The organism is Flavobacterium salmonis, from assembly GCF_903819435.1.
Taxonomy (GTDB): domain Bacteria; phylum Bacteroidota; class Bacteroidia; order Flavobacteriales; family Flavobacteriaceae; genus Flavobacterium; species Flavobacterium chungangense.
Genome location: NZ_CAIJDP010000082.1, coordinates 151,364 through 172,662, shown reverse-complemented (window position 1 = coordinate 172,662; position 21,299 = coordinate 151,364). Strand labels below are relative to the sequence as shown.

Annotated in this window: 17 protein-coding genes, 3 pseudogenes and 1 riboswitch; of the genes and pseudogenes, 14 read left to right on the top strand and 6 right to left on the bottom strand. The window is 33.4% G+C overall.

What is annotated here, in order from left to right; genetic code table 11:
• Positions 1-136 precede the first annotated feature (136 nt).
• Positions 137-236: riboswitch (SAM riboswitch) on the top strand.
• Positions 237-489: 253 nt separating this feature from the next.
• The 4 genes and pseudogenes from FLACHUCJ7_RS18725 to FLACHUCJ7_RS25640 form a co-directional block, all read left to right on the top strand.
• The gene (locus FLACHUCJ7_RS18725) at positions 490-936 is read left to right on the top strand and encodes a carboxypeptidase-like regulatory domain-containing protein (protein ID WP_078228665.1); all 447 of its coding nucleotides are present in this window, start codon (positions 490-492) and stop codon (positions 934-936) included.
• 41 nt (positions 937-977) lie between these two features.
• The gene (locus tag FLACHUCJ7_RS18720) at positions 978-2,216 is read left to right on the top strand and encodes a TonB-dependent receptor plug domain-containing protein (RefSeq protein WP_317170932.1); all 1,239 of its coding nucleotides are present in this window, start codon (positions 978-980) and stop codon (positions 2,214-2,216) included.
• A gap of 17 nt (positions 2,217-2,233) precedes the next feature.
• The gene (locus FLACHUCJ7_RS18715) at positions 2,234-2,575 is read left to right on the top strand and encodes a hypothetical protein (RefSeq protein ID WP_180909998.1); all 342 of its coding nucleotides are present in this window, start codon (positions 2,234-2,236) and stop codon (positions 2,573-2,575) included.
• A 12-nt stretch (positions 2,576-2,587) separates the two neighbouring features.
• Positions 2,588-2,722 (top strand): annotated as a pseudogene (locus FLACHUCJ7_RS25640) (hypothetical protein); the annotation flags it as partial.
• A gap of 497 nt (positions 2,723-3,219) precedes the next feature.
• On the opposite strand, the gene FLACHUCJ7_RS18705 reads toward FLACHUCJ7_RS25640, so the two are convergent.
• Positions 3,220-3,891, bottom strand: coding sequence for a TetR/AcrR family transcriptional regulator (locus FLACHUCJ7_RS18705; protein WP_180909997.1), 672 nt, complete (start codon positions 3,889-3,891; stop codon positions 3,220-3,222).
• A gap of 148 nt (positions 3,892-4,039) precedes the next feature.
• Between FLACHUCJ7_RS18705 and FLACHUCJ7_RS25455 the strand changes: the two are divergent.
• A pseudogene (locus FLACHUCJ7_RS25455) lies at positions 4,040-4,933 on the top strand (bestrophin family protein).
• A gap of 19 nt (positions 4,934-4,952) precedes the next feature.
• Entirely contained in the window at positions 4,953-5,597 is a 645-nt protein-coding gene (locus FLACHUCJ7_RS18690; RefSeq protein WP_078228660.1) for a carbonic anhydrase family protein, read from the top strand.
• A 531-nt stretch (positions 5,598-6,128) separates the two neighbouring features.
• Here the strand turns inward: FLACHUCJ7_RS18690 and tnpA are convergent.
• Positions 6,129-6,555: pseudogene (gene tnpA, locus FLACHUCJ7_RS18685) on the bottom strand (IS200/IS605 family transposase).
• A 461-nt stretch (positions 6,556-7,016) separates the two neighbouring features.
• Here tnpA and FLACHUCJ7_RS18680 point away from each other — a divergent pair.
• The 7 genes from FLACHUCJ7_RS18680 (at position 7,017) to FLACHUCJ7_RS18650 (ending at position 16,123) form a co-directional block, all read left to right on the top strand.
• Positions 7,017-8,387 (top strand): heme-binding protein, encoded by a 1,371-nt coding sequence (locus tag FLACHUCJ7_RS18680; RefSeq protein WP_180909996.1) that lies wholly within the window; start codon positions 7,017-7,019, stop codon positions 8,385-8,387.
• A gap of 84 nt (positions 8,388-8,471) precedes the next feature.
• Positions 8,472-10,190, top strand: a complete 1,719-nt coding sequence (locus FLACHUCJ7_RS18675) for an alpha-keto acid decarboxylase family protein (RefSeq protein WP_180909995.1) — start codon at positions 8,472-8,474, stop codon at positions 10,188-10,190.
• Positions 10,191-10,236: 46 nt separating this feature from the next.
• Positions 10,237-12,231, top strand: a complete 1,995-nt coding sequence (locus tag FLACHUCJ7_RS18670) for a flavin monoamine oxidase family protein (protein WP_180909994.1) — start codon at positions 10,237-10,239, stop codon at positions 12,229-12,231.
• Positions 12,232-12,251: 20 nt separating this feature from the next.
• Positions 12,252-13,766: a ferritin-like domain-containing protein gene (locus FLACHUCJ7_RS18665; protein WP_180909993.1), complete on the top strand. Its 1,515-nt coding sequence runs from the start codon at positions 12,252-12,254 to the stop codon at positions 13,764-13,766.
• Between the two features lie 16 nt (positions 13,767-13,782).
• Positions 13,783-14,370: a hypothetical protein gene (locus tag FLACHUCJ7_RS18660; protein ID WP_180909992.1), complete on the top strand. Its 588-nt coding sequence runs from the start codon at positions 13,783-13,785 to the stop codon at positions 14,368-14,370.
• Positions 14,360-15,274: an MNIO family bufferin maturase gene (gene bufB, locus FLACHUCJ7_RS18655; RefSeq protein ID WP_180909991.1), complete on the top strand. Its 915-nt coding sequence runs from the start codon at positions 14,360-14,362 to the stop codon at positions 15,272-15,274. Before FLACHUCJ7_RS18660 ends, bufB begins: the two co-directional genes overlap by 11 nt.
• 9 nt (positions 15,275-15,283) lie before the next feature.
• On the top strand, positions 15,284-16,123 hold the full coding sequence (locus tag FLACHUCJ7_RS18650; RefSeq protein WP_180909990.1) for an HvfC/BufC N-terminal domain-containing protein: 840 nt from the start codon (positions 15,284-15,286) through the stop codon (positions 16,121-16,123).
• A 395-nt stretch (positions 16,124-16,518) separates the two neighbouring features.
• On the opposite strand, the gene FLACHUCJ7_RS18645 is transcribed toward FLACHUCJ7_RS18650, so the two are convergent.
• Together FLACHUCJ7_RS18645 and FLACHUCJ7_RS18640 are read right to left on the bottom strand one after the other, a co-directional pair.
• Entirely contained in the window at positions 16,519-17,247 is a 729-nt protein-coding gene (locus tag FLACHUCJ7_RS18645) for a LytR/AlgR family response regulator transcription factor (protein WP_031453289.1), read from the bottom strand.
• Between the two features lie 10 nt (positions 17,248-17,257).
• On the bottom strand, positions 17,258-17,587 hold the full coding sequence (locus FLACHUCJ7_RS18640; protein WP_031453290.1) for a hypothetical protein: 330 nt from the start codon (positions 17,585-17,587) through the stop codon (positions 17,258-17,260).
• A gap of 444 nt (positions 17,588-18,031) precedes the next feature.
• On the opposite strand from FLACHUCJ7_RS18640, the gene FLACHUCJ7_RS18635 reads away from it, so the two are divergent.
• On the top strand, positions 18,032-18,469 hold the full coding sequence (locus FLACHUCJ7_RS18635; RefSeq protein ID WP_031453291.1) for an adenylyltransferase/cytidyltransferase family protein: 438 nt from the start codon (positions 18,032-18,034) through the stop codon (positions 18,467-18,469).
• 261 nt (positions 18,470-18,730) lie between these two features.
• Here FLACHUCJ7_RS18635 and FLACHUCJ7_RS18630 read toward each other — a convergent pair whose 3' ends face one another.
• A complete protein-coding gene (locus tag FLACHUCJ7_RS18630) occupies positions 18,731-19,933 on the bottom strand; it encodes a sensor histidine kinase (protein WP_078228641.1) in 1,203 nt (400 codons plus the stop codon).
• A 265-nt stretch (positions 19,934-20,198) separates the two neighbouring features.
• On the bottom strand, positions 20,199-20,588 hold the full coding sequence (locus FLACHUCJ7_RS18625) for a response regulator transcription factor (RefSeq protein WP_078228639.1): 390 nt from the start codon (positions 20,586-20,588) through the stop codon (positions 20,199-20,201).
• Between the last annotated feature and the right edge of the window lie 711 nt (positions 20,589-21,299).

Genomic DNA, 21,299 nt, shown 5'->3' with positions numbered 1-21,299 from the left:
AGTATGAATAAGTATTTGTTATACAGTTTAATTAATGTTTTTGTAAAATATTTTTGTAAAAAACATTTTAAACTATACTAATTATATAGAATTAATATTGATTTATATATATCTGTAAGGTAGAAAATTTCTACATGACTTATCCAGAAAGACTGAGGGAATAGGCCCGATGATGTCTTAGCAACCTGTTACCAAATAAGGTACTAAATCCTTCGGCTGCGGTGGACAGATAAGAAAGATTTCCTTAGAAAATCTGAATAAGCTCATTATTATTAAATTTTTTATCACTTACATGAAAACTGAACTATTATTTTTAGATGCCATTCCAAACAATTTAATCTGCTTTTAAAAGAAGACTATTCTAAAGTTTTCCGAATGCAAAATCGTTAGTCTTTTTTAAACCCTGTCCTGTTTTATCAGCATTATTGATAGGCCATTTCAACATCGGCCCTGGGGATTACTATATCCAATTTTTAAAAACAAAATTCAATGAAAAAAATCTTACTAGTTTTAATTTTTTTGTTCAGCATACTTCCTGGAATGCTGAGTGCACAGGATCGAACGATAAGCGGAACCGTGAGAGGTTCTTACAAAGGAGAGCCTTTACCGGGAGTTACCATTATTGCTACAGAAAGTGGGAAATCTGCTGTCACAGATAGCAATGGAAAATTTTCACTATCCATAACGAAACAAGACAAGTTGTTGTCTATCAGTTATATTGGTTACGAAACGCTTGAAAAAAATACAGGTTCCTCATTTAATGACATAAGACTTATACCGTCTAGTACAGCTTTAAAAGAAGTACTTGTAGTAGGTTATGGTACGCAAAGCAAAAAAGAATTTACAGGTTCAGCTGCAAGAATTACGTCTAAAACAATTAAAGATATTCCGGTTCAAAGTTTTGAACAGGCACTGATTGGGAAGGCTCTGGAGTAAATGTTTCTAACCCGAGTGGTGTATTAAATGATGCTCCGGTAATTAGAATTCGTGGGGTAAATTCAATTTCCTTAAGCACTTCTCCTTTAATTGTTATTGATGGTATTCCGGTTAATTCCGGTGATGTGTCCACAACAAATTCGGTTGCCAATAACCCACTTTCAGATATAAACCCGGCAGATATTGAATCTATTGATGTTTTAAAAGATGCCGCGTCAACCTCAATTTACGGTTCTCGTGCTGCCGGTGAAGTTATATTAGTGACAACAAAAAAAGGAAAAGCAGGTAAAACTAAAGTTACCTACGATAGTTGGATTGGAATTACCAGAGCTACCCGATTATCGGATCTTCTGAATAATACACAATACGAAGACATAAAAAACGAAGCGGTACTCAACAGCAAAATATTAGGTGGTAATGAAAATAACGCTGCTGTAGCATCAGCACTTTTCTTTCCGTCTTTTAATGCTGATGGTTCACGTGTAAATACTAGCTGGAAAGATCAGGTATACCGTGACGCTGTTTCTCAAAATCATAATATCAGTATTTCGGGAGGAACAGATAAAACCAGATATTTTTTCTCTACCAATTATTCTAAACAGGAAGGAATTACAAAAGATAATGAATTCGAGAGAAAAAGAGTTAGGTTTAATATCGATTATGATGTAAACAGATGGCTTAAATTGGGTGGAAATCTTTCGTATAACAATACTTTTAATCAGGCACAAAATACAGGTTCATTAAGCAGCAGCGGATTATTATTAATTGGTGCGGCAAGTTTAGCTTTGGCACTTCCTCCAAACGTTGTTGTTTATAATAATGAAGGTTTATATAATTTAAGTTCTACAGGAACTACAAGTTCGGGAAATAACTTATTTACCAATACATTATGGGATCCCGGAGCATTGTTTGATAACAGTAAATGCACCAGTTCCAACGATCATTTTGTTGGAAATGTTCACGCAACCATTACCTTTTTTGACGGATTTAAATTTGACAGTAATTACGGAATCGACAGGCTAAGAGCAGAAAATATAACCTATTTAAGTCCAAATCTTGGATCTTCGGCATATGCAACAGGCGGATCTTCAACTAAATATTTCTATTTTAAGAATTTACAAATAGCCTTTCTTTTGACAGACGTTTTGGTAACAATCATCATATTTCAGCATTGGCAGGATATGATGTTCAGAAGTTCGAAAATTCATCCTGGGGGGCAAATCAAACCAATGCTTCAGATCCTTTCTTTGAAAATTATCAGGGGACCTGGGGAACAATAAGATCAGCCGGTAACAGTTTGTCAGAAAGACTTTTTCTATCTTCTTTTTTTAGGTTATCGTATGGCTATGCAGGGAAGTATTTTATTACCGGCAATTTCAGAAAAGACGGAAATTCTGCCTTGGGTCTAAAAAGCAAATACGGGAATTTTGGAGGAATATCTGCTGGATGGTCCGTTAGCGAAGAAAGTTTTTTTAAAAACAGCAAAATCACAGATTACGTAAGCTCGCTTAAATTAAAAGGAAGTTGGGGAAGAGTGGGTAATGGAAACCTTTCATCAGCGTATGCTTCACAAAATTTGTATGGTTCCTCAATTTATGGAACAGCTGCAACCTTGGCAATTTCTCAGGCAGGAAATTAAGATTTAGGATGGGAAACCAGTGATCAGACAAACATTGGTCTTGAAGCAGGTTTCTTTAAAGACAGATTACAATTGACAGCAGATTATTTCAATAATGATGTAAACTTCCCATATAAGATCAAATTGACAAACACAAGTTTGAAATAATAAATTATTTTTTTCTAAAGATTAAGTATCTCATATCACAAAACTGTTTTATGAGATACTTTTTTTAATGAAATATAAATCCATCTCCTGATGTTTACTAATTTCAAACAATCTTGAAAAATAAGTTCTGTTTGAATTTTAATTACTTGTTTACTAGTGTTGTAGTGTGTTTTGTTGAATTATCTAATGACTTTTAGGAAGGCTCAGCAGAATCTTATATTTCCTTCCTACCGGTAATTCAGCACTATTCAAAAGAATAATTTTGTTTTGCTTTACAGATGAAATATATGATTTATGATTAAAAAAATCTGATCCCGATCTACGAAAAATATCTCTTGGAGATACTGTACGATCTTACCTTACTTTATGAACAGGTATTTTATTTTTTAAATGGAGAATATGTAATACATGTCTCCTTGTATTTTGGAGGTATATACATTGAATAACTATGGATTTGGGAACTTCCAGTATAAATAATGTTCAAAACAATATGATAATTAATCCAAAACTTTAAATAACAAATCTTCAATGAATTGTGCTGTAAATTCTGTGTTTGTTTTTGAGGAAGCGTCCGTAAGTTTTGGTAAATTAACACTAAAGTACTGCTGTTGATGTGCTGTTTCAATCAGGGTAGTACTGAGTGATCTCGGATATTTATATTTTGAATTATACTCTGAAATAACTTCTGCTATTTTTGAGCACAAATCCTTATAAGGCTTAAAAACCTCATTTTTATTGATTTCTGTAACTTCTTTTACTAAATATACTTTACTGCTTTCCGCAATAACGATTTGATTAAGAAGCTTTTTATTATAATCAAATTGATTTGTACTTTCTGCAAATTCGTGAGTAAGTAAATTCACGATTATTTTTAATCTTTCTTTTTTATCAAATACGTTTTCTAATTTAAAAGTCACTAAAAATTCCATATAGCTCCAATACCAATTAAGAATGTAAAGCAAAAGGCGGTGTTTATTTTCAAAATATCGGTAAATGGTGGCTTCTGTACTGTGTATTTCTATGGCCAGTTTTTTAAATGTAAATTGTTCAAAACCAAGTTCATAAATAAGGTCAATGGATTTTTTTACCATCAATTTACCTAATTCGCTGCTTTCAGGATTACGCAAGAAGATTTTATCGTTTATATCAAATTTTACTTGAAATTCCATATCAATTACTGTTTAAGCAAATATAGTGAAACATTTAATGTTTAAAAGTAAATATATCTTAAAAAATATTTAACAATTATTTATAATAGTATTACTATCGTTTGAAATAGTTTTGTTATTTTTACATAACAAACCAAATCTAAAGTTTATGCTAACCAATACTAAAATACCCGTTTCCTATCTTTTCAAAAAGGTCAAGTATGAAATTCTCTTTGTATTAATTATTGGTTTATTGGTTCATTATCTTACGACTCAATTCGAAAATATTATTCCGATAATGCCTATAGCGATACCTGCATTTATAGGAACAGCAATTTCTGTGATTCTTTCTTTTAAACTCAATCAGTCTTATGATCGTTGGTGGGAAGCAAGAAAAATATGTGGAAGCATAGTTAACGATAGTCGTAGTTTTGTACTGCAATTACAATCCTTTGTAGCCAAAGAAAATCAAACCGAAATCAGAGAAATGGCCTTTAGGCATATTGCATGGTGTTATAGTCTGGGGCTGGGTTTACTCGGACTGGATCCTGTTGAAAACCTGGAAAACTTTATTACGGGGGAAGATATGCAGGAAATAGAAAAACAAAGCAATAAGCCTTTAGCACTTTTGTAGTTGAATACACTTCAAATAGCGGCATTGAAAGAAAAAAAATCAATTGATATTTTTTCGCAAGTTAAATTAAATAATACTTTGGTTAATTTTTCAAACTATATGGGAATGGCTGAACGTATAAAAAGCACTGTTTTTCCTATAACCTATCATATTTTTTTACATTTCTTTATCTACATCTTTATTGTTACGCTATCAATTGCGTTAAGGGATATAGAAAGCTATTTTGAAATTCCATTGTTATTAGTTATTTCGACTACATTTTTTCTCTTGGAAAAATCTGCCACACATCTGCAGGACCCCTTTAGAAATCGTCCGACAGATACACCAGTAACATCAATTGCCAGAACGATTGAAATAAATATTAAGGATTTATTGAAAGAAAAGGATATCCCTAAACAACATCAGCCAGAAAAATTTTATTTATCATAACTTTGTAAAATCAATCAAAATGAAAACGTTAACAAAAGAAATGCAAGCTGCTATTACTCCCTCTTTAGCTTTAGAATTATTGAAGGAAGGAAACCAAAGGTTTGTAAGCAACTTAAAAATAAATCGTAATCTTTTGCAACAGGCAAATGAAACTTCAGAAGGACAGCATCCTTTTGCTGTTATTTTGAGTTGTATAGACAGTAGAACTTCTGCAGAATTAATTTTTGACCAGGGACTTGGAGATGTTTTTAGCGTACGTATTGCCGGAAATATTATCAATGAGGACATTTTAGGCAGTATGGAATTTGGCTGTAAAGTGGCAGGTTCAAAAATTATTGTAGTATTGGGCCATACCAAATGCGGGGCTGTAAAAGGTGCCTGTGATCATGTCGAAATGGGCAATTTAACAGCACTGCTTACAAAGATAAGACCAGCAGTTGATGATGAAACTGAAACAAAAGAAAACCGAAATTCAGGTAATCCTGAATTTGTTGAAAATGTATCGAAAATCAATATTAAACGAACTGTTAAATCAATCATGGAGCGTAGTCCGATCTTAAAAGAAATGATTGAAAAAGGAGAGATTGGAATTGTTGGCGGATCTCATGATATTGCATCAGGAGAAGTAACCTTTTATCCTGAAACTATGATTTTTGGGTCTTAAAAATAGAGCATTATCATTATCTTTTAGTCAGCTTCAAAGATGTAATAATAATTAAAAACTCTAAAAAAGTGTATTTGTTTCCTTATTAAAACATAATTAAAAACAAGGGCTGTCTGATAAAGACAGCCCTAATAGTAAGGAATTAATTTATTTTTTTGATACTTCAATAGAAACTTTTCTAAACTCTTTTCATAGTTTTTCAATCTCTAAAGAAGTACGGCTGCAACTAAAATTAACTGGGCTTGAAGAGGAAAGTAAAGATTTAGAGGAGCTTTTAAATAATGGTGTAGAGAGTCTCTTAAAACTTAATGAATGTTACAATATTGGAAACTGGATAGGGTCAAGACACTTAATAGGTCCTATTTTTCCTGAAAAATTTACAATTTAAAAAAATGAGTTTCGAACTGCTAGGGTTAATGAAGTAGTATATCTAATATATTTGATCAACAGTTTTTTATCTCTAATTAAACCACTCTGCACTGAAAGTGCAGAGGTTTGTTTGACGAGGGACTGAAAGTCCCTCTTTCTATTTCATTCAAGAATGAAATTTGAATTATCATCCCCTTCTTTTCTTCTATGATGCTCTAAATATTCATTTACCATTTCATCAGTAATATTTCCTATACTTCAAACTCCGTAACCACTTGCCCAAAAATGCTGACCCCAGTAATGGACCTGAAGATCTGGAAATTCCATTTGCAATTTTCTTGAGGTACGTCCTTTTAAACTTTTTAGAATCGAACTAACATTCTTCTTTGGTGCACACTCGATATGTATGTGAACATGATCTGAACTCACAACTCCTTTTAAAATTTCAATTCCTTCAGCCTCGCATATCTGTATTAAAAGTTCACGGCAACGCTTTTGAATATCTCCCTTCAAAACTTTAAACTACTCAAACAACATGACATGTTAATTGGTTTACTGTATATCAACCTTTTCTTATATCTGTACTCATAATCTAAAGATAAAGATTTTTTCGAATTACTAAAGTACTGCAATAAATTGCAGGGTTTTAAACCCCAATCTGAGACCAATAAAAAAGGGACAAAGAAGAATTTTTCCTCTTTGTCCAAAGTAGTAGCGGGAAGCATTCAATTATCTAACCAGTTTATTGAGAATTATTACAATGTTTTAACATGTGCATTTTAATTGTCTCTCCGCTTTTTTGCACATCTATTCTTTTCAGATTAAATACCGGGTAGCAGTTAGTAAATATATAACGAAATGGTCTTATGCTTTTATTTCGACCTCTCGTGGATAAAAATCCCGCACTCGTGCCTTTTTTTTAATTTGAACTATGGCGTCATAGTAATTTTATTAAAGAAATGAGATAAGATGCATGCGCCAATTTGACTCAGAATCACTTTCCTAAACAAGACGTAACTAACCTGAAAAGGACCAAAATACATAAAAAAAATGGAAAATTCAAACGGCTTACAACAGCAAACATGCCCGTATCACGCTCAACAAGCAGCTGCAGCAGCGGTAACAGCACCATCAGCGGTAATTCCAGACATTACAACTCCGCTTGTATCAACAACGAATCAGCCGCCGGTTATTGGTACTTCTAATCTGGGACTTTTAAATAATTTTATTGGTACGTGGAATAGTCCTACGGGAGCAAATGCTACAGGTTACAATGTTATGCCTTTACCTCAAACAGATGCTCCAAATGGTTACATCACTAAAAACTTTCCTTATTTTGAAGAAATCTCATTTTCGGCTATAGCCGGCGGGGCACCAAATAGGGAAGGGCAATATACACAGGCAAGCAGTGTACTATTTTATGAACAAAGAGTGTACATTGCCAACAATGCCGATCCAAACGGAGCACAGCCCATTCAAAATACTTTAATTCATGCAGAGAACGGAACATGGCTTTATCACGTAATACAAAACCAGGTTGAAGGCCCTTATGGTCCTGGTTTTGTTCCAGATTCAAATCCAATTCCGGTACAAAATCCGGCAACGCAGTACAACAAACAAATTTCGGTTCCTCATGGAGTTTCGGTTTTAATGACGGGAGGACCAGTTGCTTCGGGAACAGGAAATCCGGTTTTTCCAAGCGCAGACAAAACTAAATTACCGTTTACAGATCCTGCTATAATTGATCCGTCAACGTATTTGACACAGCAATTGAATGCATTAAACAGCCAGGGGATTACTGTTGACAGTTACTCAAGTATTACAGTAAGTACTAGTAATGAAGGAGGTGCAGTAAGCAATATAAACTTTGAAACTTCTTTCGGAAAAGTGCTTTCAATGAACACTACCTGGTATGTTGAAAATTTAAGTAATGGAACAACTCAGTTGCAATACATTCAAAATATTGTTTTACAATTTTTGATTAATGGTATGCCAACTCAGTTTTTGCATATTGATGCGAATACGTTGCAGCTGGTAGAAACTTTTGTTCCGGTTAATGCGAATCAGGCATGGCAAAACACTGGAATTGCCGTACAGCCAGGTAATACAATAACAGTAAGTTACGAATCGGGTCTATGGACGGCAGATCCTCAAACGAATAGTGGTAACCTGTATGACGCAAACGGATGCCCGGACATTATTGTAACACAATCAGGATATCCTGTTCAAAATGTAAATATGGGTGCCCTTATAGGACAAGTTGGAAATAACGCTCCATTTTTTATTGGAAATGGACCCGTTACAACTCCTGCTGGTCAAAGCGGACCATTGAAGTTATGCATCAACGATGATTTAAATGCTGAATACGGAGCCGGATTAGCGGATAATACTGGTAGTCTTCAGGTACGTATAAAAATTTAAAAGACTAACATAAATCTCTTCAGTTTTATTACTGAAGGGATTTATTACCGAAAACAAAATACTCCTAATTCTAATAACCAAAAAATGAAACCTGCCAAAGAATTTACGGTCGCAGATTATCTGCTAACCCGACTCAAACAATTAAATGTCACCGAGGTTTTTCAAATTCCGGGAGATTATGTAAAACATTTTACACAGGCTCTGGAATACTTTGACGGAATTGAAACCATTGGGACTTCAAATGAACTAGATGCTTCTTATGCGGCAGATGCTTACGCACGTACCAGAGGTTTAGCTGCCGTATCTTTACAATATGGAGTAAGTACTTTCAGTGCATTAAATGCTATTGCAGGAGCTTATGTAGAGCGCAGTCCTGTTGTTGTAATTAGTGCTACACCCGGAGCCGATGCGCGACAAATAGGTAGTATGTACAATGTTCTTTATCATCACTCTACAGGTAATCTCAATGCAGATCAGGAAGTGTATGAAAGAGTAACTGTTGCTGCCGAGACATTGAGTACTTCTGCAGGCGCTCCTGAAAAAATCGATAAATTACTTATCGCAGCGCTTACACATCAAAGACCAGTGTACATAGCATGTTATAAAGAAGTATGGGGCGAACCTTGTCCAAAACCTTCTAATAAAAAACTGGAGGCTGAAATCATAAAAAGCGAACCAGCAGCGCTTGAAAATGCGGTTTCTCAGGCGTGGTCACAAATTAGCCAGGCCAAAACACCTGTAATTTTTGCAGGTGTAGAGCTTTTGAGACATAAACTAACCAAGCAATTAGAAGAACTTATTAAAGCAAGCGGAATGTTGTACACTACAACTTCACTCGGAAAAACGGTTCTGGATGAAAAAGGGGATAAATTTATTGGTACTTATTCTGATCAGGCTTCAATACCAGAAGTTATTAAGATAGTCGAAGCTTCAGACTGTATTTTATCCTTAGGAACTATTATTACGGATGATTATTTATGGCTGGTAGAAAATAAATTTTCGGATATGATTCAGGTAACAACTCAGGAAACGAGAGTTGGTTATTTTACCTATTCGGGAGTAACTTTAAAAGACTTCATCGAAGCCTTGACAGAACGATTTAAAAAAGCTTCAGGATATCCTTTAAAAGCAATAGCTCCGGCTCAGCCAAAATTCCCGGAACCATGGCGATCTAACTCAGATCCTAAATACGATGTAACTCCGGAAGTAATAACGTTTAACCGCTTTTTTGAGCATGCTACATCTTTTCTGCAAAAGCAAAAAATGCTGGACGATATTGTAATGACTTTTGGTGTAAGTTCATCAATGTATGTGGCTACCAATATTTACGGATTATCTCAAAACGCCTATATCTCTTCGGCTGCGTGGCAGTGTATTGGTTTTGAAACCGGTGCAGCTTCAGGAGCCCAGCTCGGAAGTGGCAAACAGGCCTGGACTGTAGCCGGTGACGGTGGTTTTATGATGATCGCACAATCACTTTCGACTCTTGTAAAATACAAGATCAACTCTGTAATTTTTGTAATGAGCAATGGAGTATATGCTATTGAACAAGTATATGTAGACATGGACTCGTTTAAGGCAGGCCCGGATCATAAGTTTGACGAATTCGATATTCTTCCAAAATGGGATTATCAGGCACTTGCCAAAGCATTTGGGGCAAACAGCTACCGTGCTGAAACGGTTACAGAGTTAGACGAAGTACTTCTTAAACTTAAGAAAAAAACAAATCTTCCAACCTTGGTAGAAATTGTGATTCCTCAAAAAGATCTTGCGCAGCAAATGGCAAGACTGGGAAATGAATAAAACCATTATCTATAAAAACTACTAAAAATTTAAAAACTATACTATCATGAGCAAAAAAACATACTCTATTTTTGGAGCAGGTGCAGCCGGACTCTATACCGCGTGGAGATTACTTGATGGGAAATCTAAACTCAATAAAAACGAAAAAATGCTCGTTAAGGGCGATGTATTAGAACTTTACGACTGGGGGAAATACGATTTTTCTAAAAAAAATCCGGGGACAAGAGAACCTGGTGCACGTGTTTGTACATGGCATTATAAAGATGACAAAGACAATTCGTACCTTGAATTAGGAGGTATGAGATATTTATATTGGGATGGCACTCCTGAAGGACCGGGACATCGTTTAGTGACTAAAACCATAGAAGAATTGGATTTAAAGAAAGATTCAGTTCCGTTTAATGAATCAGCAGACCCATTGATGTCTTTGCGTTCTAAAAACATGTATATCTCAGATATTAATTCTAACCAGCCAGCTCCCTATTTCGCAAACAATTACGCTCAGGATGCTCCGCCAGATGATGGTTTTACAACGATACAATCTGTAGCGATCACGCAAACATCTGGGCCGACTACGCGAAGAGAATGGTGCAAATTTTATGAAGAAGGAAGAATCAATATTGACATGCCCGATAGTTCGATCTTTCAAAAAGGAGACTTATTAAAAGAAATTGGATATTGGAACCTTGGTTATGATATGCTTGGACAAGAAGGATTTGGTTATTTATCTGATGGAAATGGCTATAGTTCAAACGTAGTAAACAGCAATAGTGCCCAGTCATTTAATGTGAATGATGAGTTTCTTCCGGGAACAGAATACAAAACATTAATAAAAGGATATTCCAGCTTATTTGACAGCTTATTTGAAGAAGTTGAAAAATTGGCAAAACAAAAAGGAATTACACTAAATTATTATCCAAATGTTAGGCTGCGTTCTATTTTGCACACCAAATCTGGAGTAAATTTTACAACTGCGACACGCAAAGATCCGGATGCACTTGCAGAAAGAAAAAAATGTGACGCAGCATTTCTTGCTATGCCTAGAGCAGCAATTGACTTAGTGGCGCAGGCAAGCAGATACAGTGATGAGGAAGGAATGGATGTATTAAATCATGAAAAAGTACAGTTGTATTTAGAATCTGTATTAATGGAACCTTCCTACAAAATAGGTATGTTTTTCGATACACCCTGGTGGAGAACAACCGAGGCCGGAAGCCCAACTTATCCAGCTAAGCTGACAAGTTATTTCCTGACACAAGAAGGAATTGAGAAATTAAAAAAAGAAAATTTCCCGTCTAAATATCTTAAAGAAATAGAAAAGGCTAAAAACCCAGTTATTATAGCAAATACCTTTAATGATAAAGCCAGTTTTATAGCTGCTGTAGAAAACGCAATTCAGGAGCGTTTAACTTTTAAAGAAGAAAAACAAATCTCAACTATTGCTGAATTAGATACTATTGGCCCAAGTATTACAGATATGCCTATTCGACAAGTAGTTTATTTTGGTGATAATGCCAGAGACGGAAAAGGGAAAAAAGTATATGGTATTTTGGCCAGTTACGATGATATTCTGTATGCAACATTCTGGAAAGCTCTAGAACTTGGACCAGATGCAACTCGTGAAATTCCTGAATCAAGAGATTTACAGCCACTTGAAGGGCCAAGAGACGCTACTTCGGTAATGGTAAAAATGCTTCGTTCACAATTAGCGTCATTGCATTTTGGACCACAGGCTGATTATTCGTATGTGCCAGAACCTTTAGAAACGAAATATATGGACTGGTCGCTTCCTCCTTTTAATGCAGGATATCATGCCTATAAATCGCATTATAATTTAGGTGATGTGCAAAGAAAAATTAGAAAACCATCTCAGCTCGTTCCAAATACAGACTGTGAAATTTTTATTGTAGGAGAAACCTATTCAAATGATCAGGCTTGGGTTGAAGGTGCATTTTGTACTGCCGAATCTGTTTTGAATGATTTCTTTGGAATCGAACCTATTATTGACGAAAAATACTATCCATTTATCAGTCCGGAATAATCTATTTTAACCAAAAACAAATGAAAACCAAAAAACTTTTTAACTTTTCTAACTCGGTAACAAAAGAGAATATCAAAGAGGTAATGCAGCAGGCAATTGCACTGGAGCTTGCTACAATTCCCACGTATTTATCGACCTATTATTCGATAAACAGAGCACAGGATCAGGATAAACTGTATGCTAAACTTCATGCGCAGCTTTCACAATCCGGTGAACGTACCGCTGCCGAAATTGACGAACTGGCGCAAGAACTGAAGGTTGATATATTAGTTTATTCGAATAAATCGGCTGCCTTAATTATGAGCGTTGTGATCGAAGAAATGCTGCACCTGGCACTTGCCTGTAATGTAAAACAGGCGGTTTGTCAGACAGCACCAGATTTGTTAGGGATTGGAAAAGTATTAACATTTCCAACACAATTAGACGGACATATTCCTGAATTTCAAATTAATGCAGCAAAATTGTCATTGAAGCAACTGACTACATTTTTACAAATTGAAAGCCCTGAACCATTTAAAGATCCTTATGCAAATGCACAATTGCTGGATACGGTTGAATATCAAACAATCGGTCGTTTGTATGAAATGATTATCAAATGTATAAAGGAGGATTTCCCGGGACCTTATAATTACAGACCCCAATTGCTTCCTCCGGATAATCCAAATCGTCCGAGACCGTATTATTCTCAAAATTCAATGAATACGGTACATTATGACAGAGAGCACAACCCTCAATTTGCTAATGCAGATGATAGCGGCGGACTTGTTGGAGTACATGACGCTCATTCGGCAATTGATGCGATAGAACGTATTATTGATCAGGGAGAAGGGAAAAGTAAATACAAGCAGCATACCTTAATTTGGGGCGAAAATAAAATGCCGTTACCAATGGATATTGTTGAGGGCAAAGTAGTTTTTTGGGAAGGCGATTATGATGATTCCGGGAAAGAACCTGCTCATTTTGCCAAATTTCTTGAAGCCTATACACTTGGCGGGCATTATCAGCAAAAGTTTCGTAACATTCAGGGCTTAGATGATTTCTTCAGCTATTTTGTATATGACACCGATGCGAATCCTAAAACAGCCGATTATATAGCTTCAAACAATCAGGCACTGGCATTATGTTCACAATTAGGTAATGCAGTTTTTGCTTATATTCTTTTAATGATTGAAGCCTGTTATTATAAAGACGAAAGTACACAATACGATTTATTCATTTTTGGTATTCATAAATCAATGATCTGGCTTTTGAGTGGAGTTGGTAACCAAATTAATCAATACACTTATACTAAAGGCAATCAGGCTTATAAAGGCGCTTTAACATTTGAACCTTTTTCGTTTGAACAAAGTTTCTTAAGACCAAAAGCACAAATCATGAGTTTGGTGGATCAATTGGCAAAAGCCGATCCTGTTAATTGGGGCTGGGCCATAAAAAGCGAAAACTATTTCCCGTCTTTACCAGACGTAGGATTGGATTACAGCATTGAAGCCGATATTCCTAAAGTACCAGGTACACCTTTTAGACACAATCATTAATATAAAAATATACAACATGTCAGAATTAGTAACAAAAGAACTTCATGTATGCATGGGGCTTAATTCATGCAAAAATGCGGGATATTCAGGAAATAATGATTGTGCAGGTCAGGGCGATTGCTCAACAGCAGTTGGTCATCCTTGCCACACGTTAAATGCTTGTAAAGGGCAGGGAGGCTGCGGGATTTTTGGAACTACAGAAGAACTTTGCCATCCCGGTGAAAATGATTGTCGTTATCAAGGCAGCTGCGGTGTGCCTATTTTGTCTTCTCGTTTTATGGCGCAAGGCCCTAATAAAGGCCTTAGCGTTTGGCAATTGGCCAGAATACGCTTTGAAGAAAAAAGAAAAGAAAACGGAGAATCTTTTGGCGAAGCTCCACAGCAATACGGACCAAGCGATGAGTACGTAAACTCAATTCGTGGTACTTCGGGTGTAGATTATTCTTCTTGCGGACAAAGCGGTTCAAGATCTTGTTCCTACATCAACAACCCTGCTGAAAGAAAAATTGCGGCAGCACAAAGAGTTTTGAAAATGGAAGAAGAAAGCGCTAAAAAATTACCAGAGAGTCTTTCAAATTGTCAACCCAAAAATAATGGACACTAGACTTGGATTACCCAATTTAGGATTGGGATTAGGACTCAGAAGCCAACATTTTGAACATATTCTGGAGAAAAACCCTGCCGTAGACTGGTTTGAGGTAATTTCTGAGAATTTTATGGATTCACATGGACGTCCGAGATATATTTTACAACAAATAGCAGAAAAATATCCCGTGGTAATGCACGGGGTATCGCTTTCTATAGGAAGCACTGATCCTTTAAATTTTGATTATTTAAAGAGTTTAAAGCAACTGGCAAGTGAAGTCAGGCCAGCCTGGATCAGCGATCATTTATGCTGGACAGGAGTTTTAACGACCAATTCGCACGATTTACTTCCGCTTCCGCTAAATGAAGATTCATTAAAACATGTTTGTAACCGAATTAGACAAGTTCAGGATTATTTAGAACGACCGCTGATTGTAGAAAACCCAAGTACCTACGCATCTTTCAATAATTCAACTCTTTCGGAATGGGAGTTTTTACGAATCATGACCGAAGAAACAGCTTGCGGATTACTCCTTGATGTAAACAATGTATATGTATCTTCTTTTAATAATGATTTTGATCCCGTAGAATACATCAACGGAATTCCACATGATAAAATAGTTCAGATGCATTTGGCAGGTCATCAAAATTGTGGCAATTATATTATTGATACACACGATAGAGAAGTAAATAATCAGGTTTGGAAATTATTTCAACTAGCTTATCAATTAGCAGATCAGGCATCAATTTTATTAGAATGGGATGGTAATATTCCAGCTTTTGATGTGTACCATTCAGAATTACTGAAATCAAAACAATATATGGATGCAGCATTTGTTGGAGTTGAAAAAGAAGTTTTTTCTATTGATAAAGAACAGGTTTCAAACCCATTGAATCTATTTGCGGTGAATAAACTTTCATAAACTCCAAAGATGCAAAAAACGGTAAAAATACCATTAAAAGACTTTCAGCAATGGATGCAGCAGCTTTTGCTCGATCCCTATCAGCAAACAGGAGTAAATCCTAATGATTTGCTATCGAATGCCACAAATGCAGCTTCAATTGAAGATGTAATTTGTCATTCAGAAAAACTTACGGCTCAGGAACATTTAGCTATTTACCAGCGAAGTTATATTGCACGATTAAGAAATTGTATGTCACAGCAGTTTAGTGCATTGGAATATGCTTTAGGTGAAGCGATTTTTTGTGCTTTCGCTGATGACTATTTGGCTTCAAACCCCTCAAATAATTACAATTTATCTTTTTTGGGAGCCCATTTTGCAGACTATCTTGAAAACAACAGACCCGATGCTAATGAAGATATCAAAGAAGACTGGATTGATTTTATGATTGAACTGGCCCGTTTTGAATATGCGATTGGTGTTCTTTTTGAAGAGAAGGCAGAAGAAAATTACCAGTTGGCTGCAATCGATACATCCGAAGATCAACTAAAGTTGGTACCTGTATTTGCTTTATTTAAGTTTCAGTTTCGGGTCCGAAAGTACTATTATGAATTCAAAAATGGGAAAAATCCCGCTCTGCCTTTTGGAAAAGAAAGTTATTGTGTGGTGTTAAGGCACAAATTTAAACTGTCCATTTACGATCTGCATAAAGAGCAGTATGATTTTCTGTGTTTTTTAAAAAAGAATAAGAATATGATTGAGACAAAAGAATGGTTTAATATGCATTATAAAGAGAATACAGTCCAGTTCGAACAGGTATGGAGCAGTTGGAAAGAATGCTGGCTGGATGCTCATTTTTTTAGAGTGTAACGAGATTTTGTCAGCTAAATCCTAAAATGGACAGAAAATAAAAAAGCAAAATTCAATAATGCGAAGCATGCTTTTCTTTTTATTATAAGCTGGCGGATATAGAGTTAATAAAATTGTTAGAATGGGGTAAATAAAAAAGGGACAAAGAAGAAAATTTCTTCTTTGTCCCAAGTAGTAGCGGGAAGTATTCAATTATCTAACCAATTTTTTGAAGATTATTATAGTATTATAGCATGTGCTTCTTAATTTTAATTTTGGGATATTATGATAACTAGTTTGAAGAATAAAAAGTGAACACTCACTTTGAAGTATCAAACTATTAAAAGAATAGATTGACATATAATAAAGATTCGATAATGAATTTACTGTTTAAGTTGTTGTAAATCAATATGTCTTTAAAGCATGTTAAGTCGCTTCATAAGCTCTGGTCTATTTGATCTACTCACCGGAATTACATCTTTTGCAATTAAAACACTATTATCTTCGATATCAATTATTTTTTTTATATTAATTATATAAGTTCGATGAACTTTTAAAAAAGAAGATACTGGAAGCTTATCTTCTATTTTTTTTAAAGTAGAATGTACAGTATAGTTTTTATTTTCGGTTTTTATCAGAATATAATCTCCTTTAGCTTCAATTAAATTGATAGATGAAATGTTTATTTTTATAAGTCTTCTATGTATGTTTACATAAAAATCAGTAGTAGTATCACTAGGCTGGATTAAATTAGTATCTGACATTCCATTGGAAGAAGGGAGTATTAGTTTTTTGGCTTCTATTTTATTAATTGCTTTTAAAAAGCGCTCTTCAGTAATTGGTTTTACCAAATAATCGACAATACATTTATATTCAAAAGCTTCGATGGCAAAATTTCTATCTGAGGTGATTAAAATAACTAAAGGTGGATTTTTAATGGTCTGGATAAAGTCAAAACCTGTAAATCCAGGCATATGAATATCTAAAAAAATAATGTCTATTGGAATAGTACTTTGATTAAGAAACTTTAAAGCTTCCATTGCATTTTGAAATTCATCTATAAAATTTAAAGCAGGATGTTTTGTAATCATCTGACCTATAATTGCCCTTGCAAATGCTTCATCATCTATTAAAATACAATTCATTTAGGTAAGTTTATAATGAATCGACAAAATCTTGCATTGTACTAAGTATTTCATCAAACTCTACTTTTAATACTTCTTTAAAAGCTACAGATTGTTTTTTTAAGCTAATTTCAAACTCTTCAGCAAGATAATAACTTTTTTCCATTCCCATAATGCTTATTTTATGTTTTATCTTATGAATAATTTCTGCAGTACCTGTAAAACAATTATTTTCAATTTTACTATGATATTCGTTTATTTCTAAAGGTAGCTCTTTTTTTAGGGTACTAATGATTAATTGCTTAAAAGCCATATCATCTCCCGAAAGATTATTTATATAGTTAAGATTTGGCTGTTCCATTAGTATTAAGAATTAAGAAAAATGGGATTATTTTATTTAAATTACTATCTATTAAAATTTGATTATAAAAAAAGAGATTTATTCAAATTACATACGTGTCATGTATGGCTCTTAGTAAAAGTAGTAATTTTTTTTCAAAATAGATATTGTATATCTTTAATTTTCCTCTATTTTATGACAAAATACGTGGTAAATTCTCTTTTTAAAAATTATTTAAGCATAGAATTTGATTTCCAAATTGTTATTTGTATTGTACTACATTCTAAACTGTGATAGTAATATATCTATAGAAAACTACCACTGGCCGACATACTAATTCCATTTATCTAAAAACATAATGAGACATTTGTAATAGAAATATATTTGTATCAGAATTAAAACTTAAATTAAAGATTACAAGAGTTTTATGATTATTTTTTTAAAATAACTTAACAAATTTTAACAATGAAATCAGGAAAGAAAAAAATTGGAATTACATTTAGTTCATTCGATTTATTGCACGCGGGGCATGTTCGTATGCTTGAAGAGGCAAAAATGCATTGTGATTACTTGATTGTTGGATTACAGACTGATCCCACTATAGACCGACCAGAAAAAAACAAACCTATACAAACAGTAGTAGAGCGTTATATCCAGTTAAAAGCCTGCAAGTTTGTAGACGAAATTATTCCATATACAACGGAAATGGATCTGGAAGATATTCTTCAGGCACTACCTATTGATGTTCGTATTTTAGGAGATGAATATAAAAATGTGGATTTTACAGGTCGAAAATATTGCGAAAAAATGGAAATTCAGTTGGTTTTTAACAAGCGCAATCATCGATTTTCAAGTAGCGGGCTTAGAAAAGAAGTGTATCTATGCGAAGCTATAAAATTGTAATAAAATTTCGAATTGGTAAATGAATAATTTTAAAAGCTGGTATTAATAGGAAGATTTTTTTTTGATTCTTTAACAGTTCGATTAAGAGTTTGTAAATTCTCGATATGCTAAACTTATAAAGCACTAGCTAGTTAAGTGTGTAATCTTAATTTTAGACCATGAGAGAAAATCATAAAAATATGACTGAATTTTTAAATGGAAAGAAGTTCAATTGTGTTCTATACAGACTAATAACTAAATATATGTAAATTAAATCTTACTTTATTTTGGTAAAACAAAACAAAAACAAACACCTTTTTCATGATTCTCTCTATTCTTCAAGTAGATACTACCATTCATGCGATCTAATATTGCTTTAATTGTTGCTAAACCAATGCCAGCATTCTTAGCATATTTTGAATTTACAGTTTCAAACAATTCAAAAACTTTTTCCCAATATTCTTGTGGTATACCAGGGCCATCGTCTTCATAGAGAAAAGAAAAGTCAGTTTCATTTTCTGTTAATGTTATCCAAACATTACATTCTTTTTTATCGGTATGTTTTATCGTATTAGATAAAAGATTTTGAATAATTTGTACAAAACCTATTTTGGAATGTCTTATAACTGCATCACAATTAATGCAATTTACATGAATTGGAGTATGTAAAGCACCATTATTCAGTATATATTGAACTATATTTTCTACGTTAAAATCTTCAAAATAAATTTCATCATTATTAACCTTCGTATATTCTAAAATGCCATTAATTAAAAAGTCCATGTATTCATTACGAGAATAAATTAAATCAATCCATTCTTCGAGTTCAGTATCCTTAATAAGTGTTTTATAATCTTCCTTTATAAACATGATTAAGGAGTTTATACCACTAATCGGAACTTTTAAATCATGAGTAAGTCGATGAGCAAACTGATTCAACTGTGTATTTTTTCTAAAAATTTCATTGTTTAATTCTTCCAAAAATCTATTTTTTTTTCGGAGTTCAAGTTGTGAAATTACTTGATTTGCCAGTGCCTTTAAGGATTCCTTCTGGCTCTCTGTAAGATCTTCTCTTGGTTTTGTATCAATAACACAAAGGGTTCCTAAAGCATAACCATCCTTAGTATTTAAAGGGGCACCAGCATAAAATATTACATGAGGATCATTAGTACTCAATGGATTGTCAAAAAACCTTTCATCTTTAGTCGCATCCGGAACAATAAACAATTCATTAGGGGTATTAATTGCATGCGCACAAAAAGAAAAATCCCTGGGTGTTTGAGTTGCATCTAAGCCATGGTGCGATTTAAACCATTGCCTGTTGTGATCTATTAAACTGACCAATGCGATAGGTGTGCCACAAATTGCAGCTGCTATTTTCGTCAGGGCATCATATTCTTCTTCGGATATTGTATCTAGTATATTATAATCTTTTAAGGACTTTAAACGAAGGTTTTCGTTATTAGGAATTTCAGGTTTGTACATACAACGGAATTTTATATAATCGATTAAAATAAATCTTAGATATTCACGGAAATACACCATTTCATAAATCAAAAATACTAAATATTATTACTAATTTTCATATTTTCATAAAGTTAAATTTATCTCTAAAATAGGACAAAATAGGAAGGAAGCATAACTTAAGAGTTTTTTACGTTTAATTTCTGTTTAGGCCTGAAATTAAGATGCAAAAAAAATGCCTTAATGCTATTGTGTTAAGGATCATAGTATTTAAATCATGAGTTTGTTAATCGTTTTTTTGGGCAGTAATTAAACGTTTTATTCTAAGTAATAACTCATTTGGATTAAATGGTTTATACACAAAATCATCGGCTCCTAAATTGAAAGCTTTTAATATGATTCTTTCTTCTTCTACACCTAAACAAGAGAGTACGATTATTGGAATGTGTTCAAAATTTTCTTTTGAATAGTCAATGATTTCTAATCCTGAACGGAAAGGCAGAATTATATCTGTAATAATCAGATTAGGTAAAAACTCCGCAATTTTTTCTATTGCAATTATACCATTTGGGCATGATGTTACCTCATATCCATCTTTTTCTAAGATATACTCCAGAATTTTTGTTGTTAATACATCGTCTTCGGCTATTAATATTTTTAAGTTTGAATTTTTCATTTTAATTAAATTATTTAGTAATAGTTAAATAAATTTTTGAGTTATACGCTTAAGTAATTTTATAAATAATTCATTATTAGTTATTTTTATTAATTGTTATTTTAATGTCAATGTTTATAGTTGTTTATAACATTAGATGGAAAAACTAAATACAATTAGTTGATTATCAAAAAACAAATAAGTGTGTAACTCAATAAATTTTAATATTTGATTCTCTTTCATTTTTAAATCAGTTCTATTAGACTAAGGTTATGGTATATTGGGCTGGCTTTACAATCATTAAGTCTTTTTCAGTTTTTATTAATAGATCTATTTAAAAACGAACAACCGTAATTCATTCATTTCTTAATAAATTTTAGGCATTAATTATTTTAAATATCAAGGGTTAAACTTTTATAATTTTAATTTTTTAGTATTGATTTTGGCGTAAATCTGTTTTTATAAATATTATAGAACTGTTTTGTAAATCTTTTTTAATAATCTCATTAACAATTGGTAATTTATTTTTTTTATGCAATTAAATTGTAATGAACAAGGTTAAGTAAAGAATATTTAAATATTTTTTTTTACAGAATTTAATTACAATTAATAATTTCGTAATAAGAAATATTAAAAGCTCCCTGGGGCGAGGAGCTTTTAAATTAACTAAAATTGTTTTGGATAATAATTTTATCGTTGGGGGACAATGTAATTATTACATTACAAATGTCG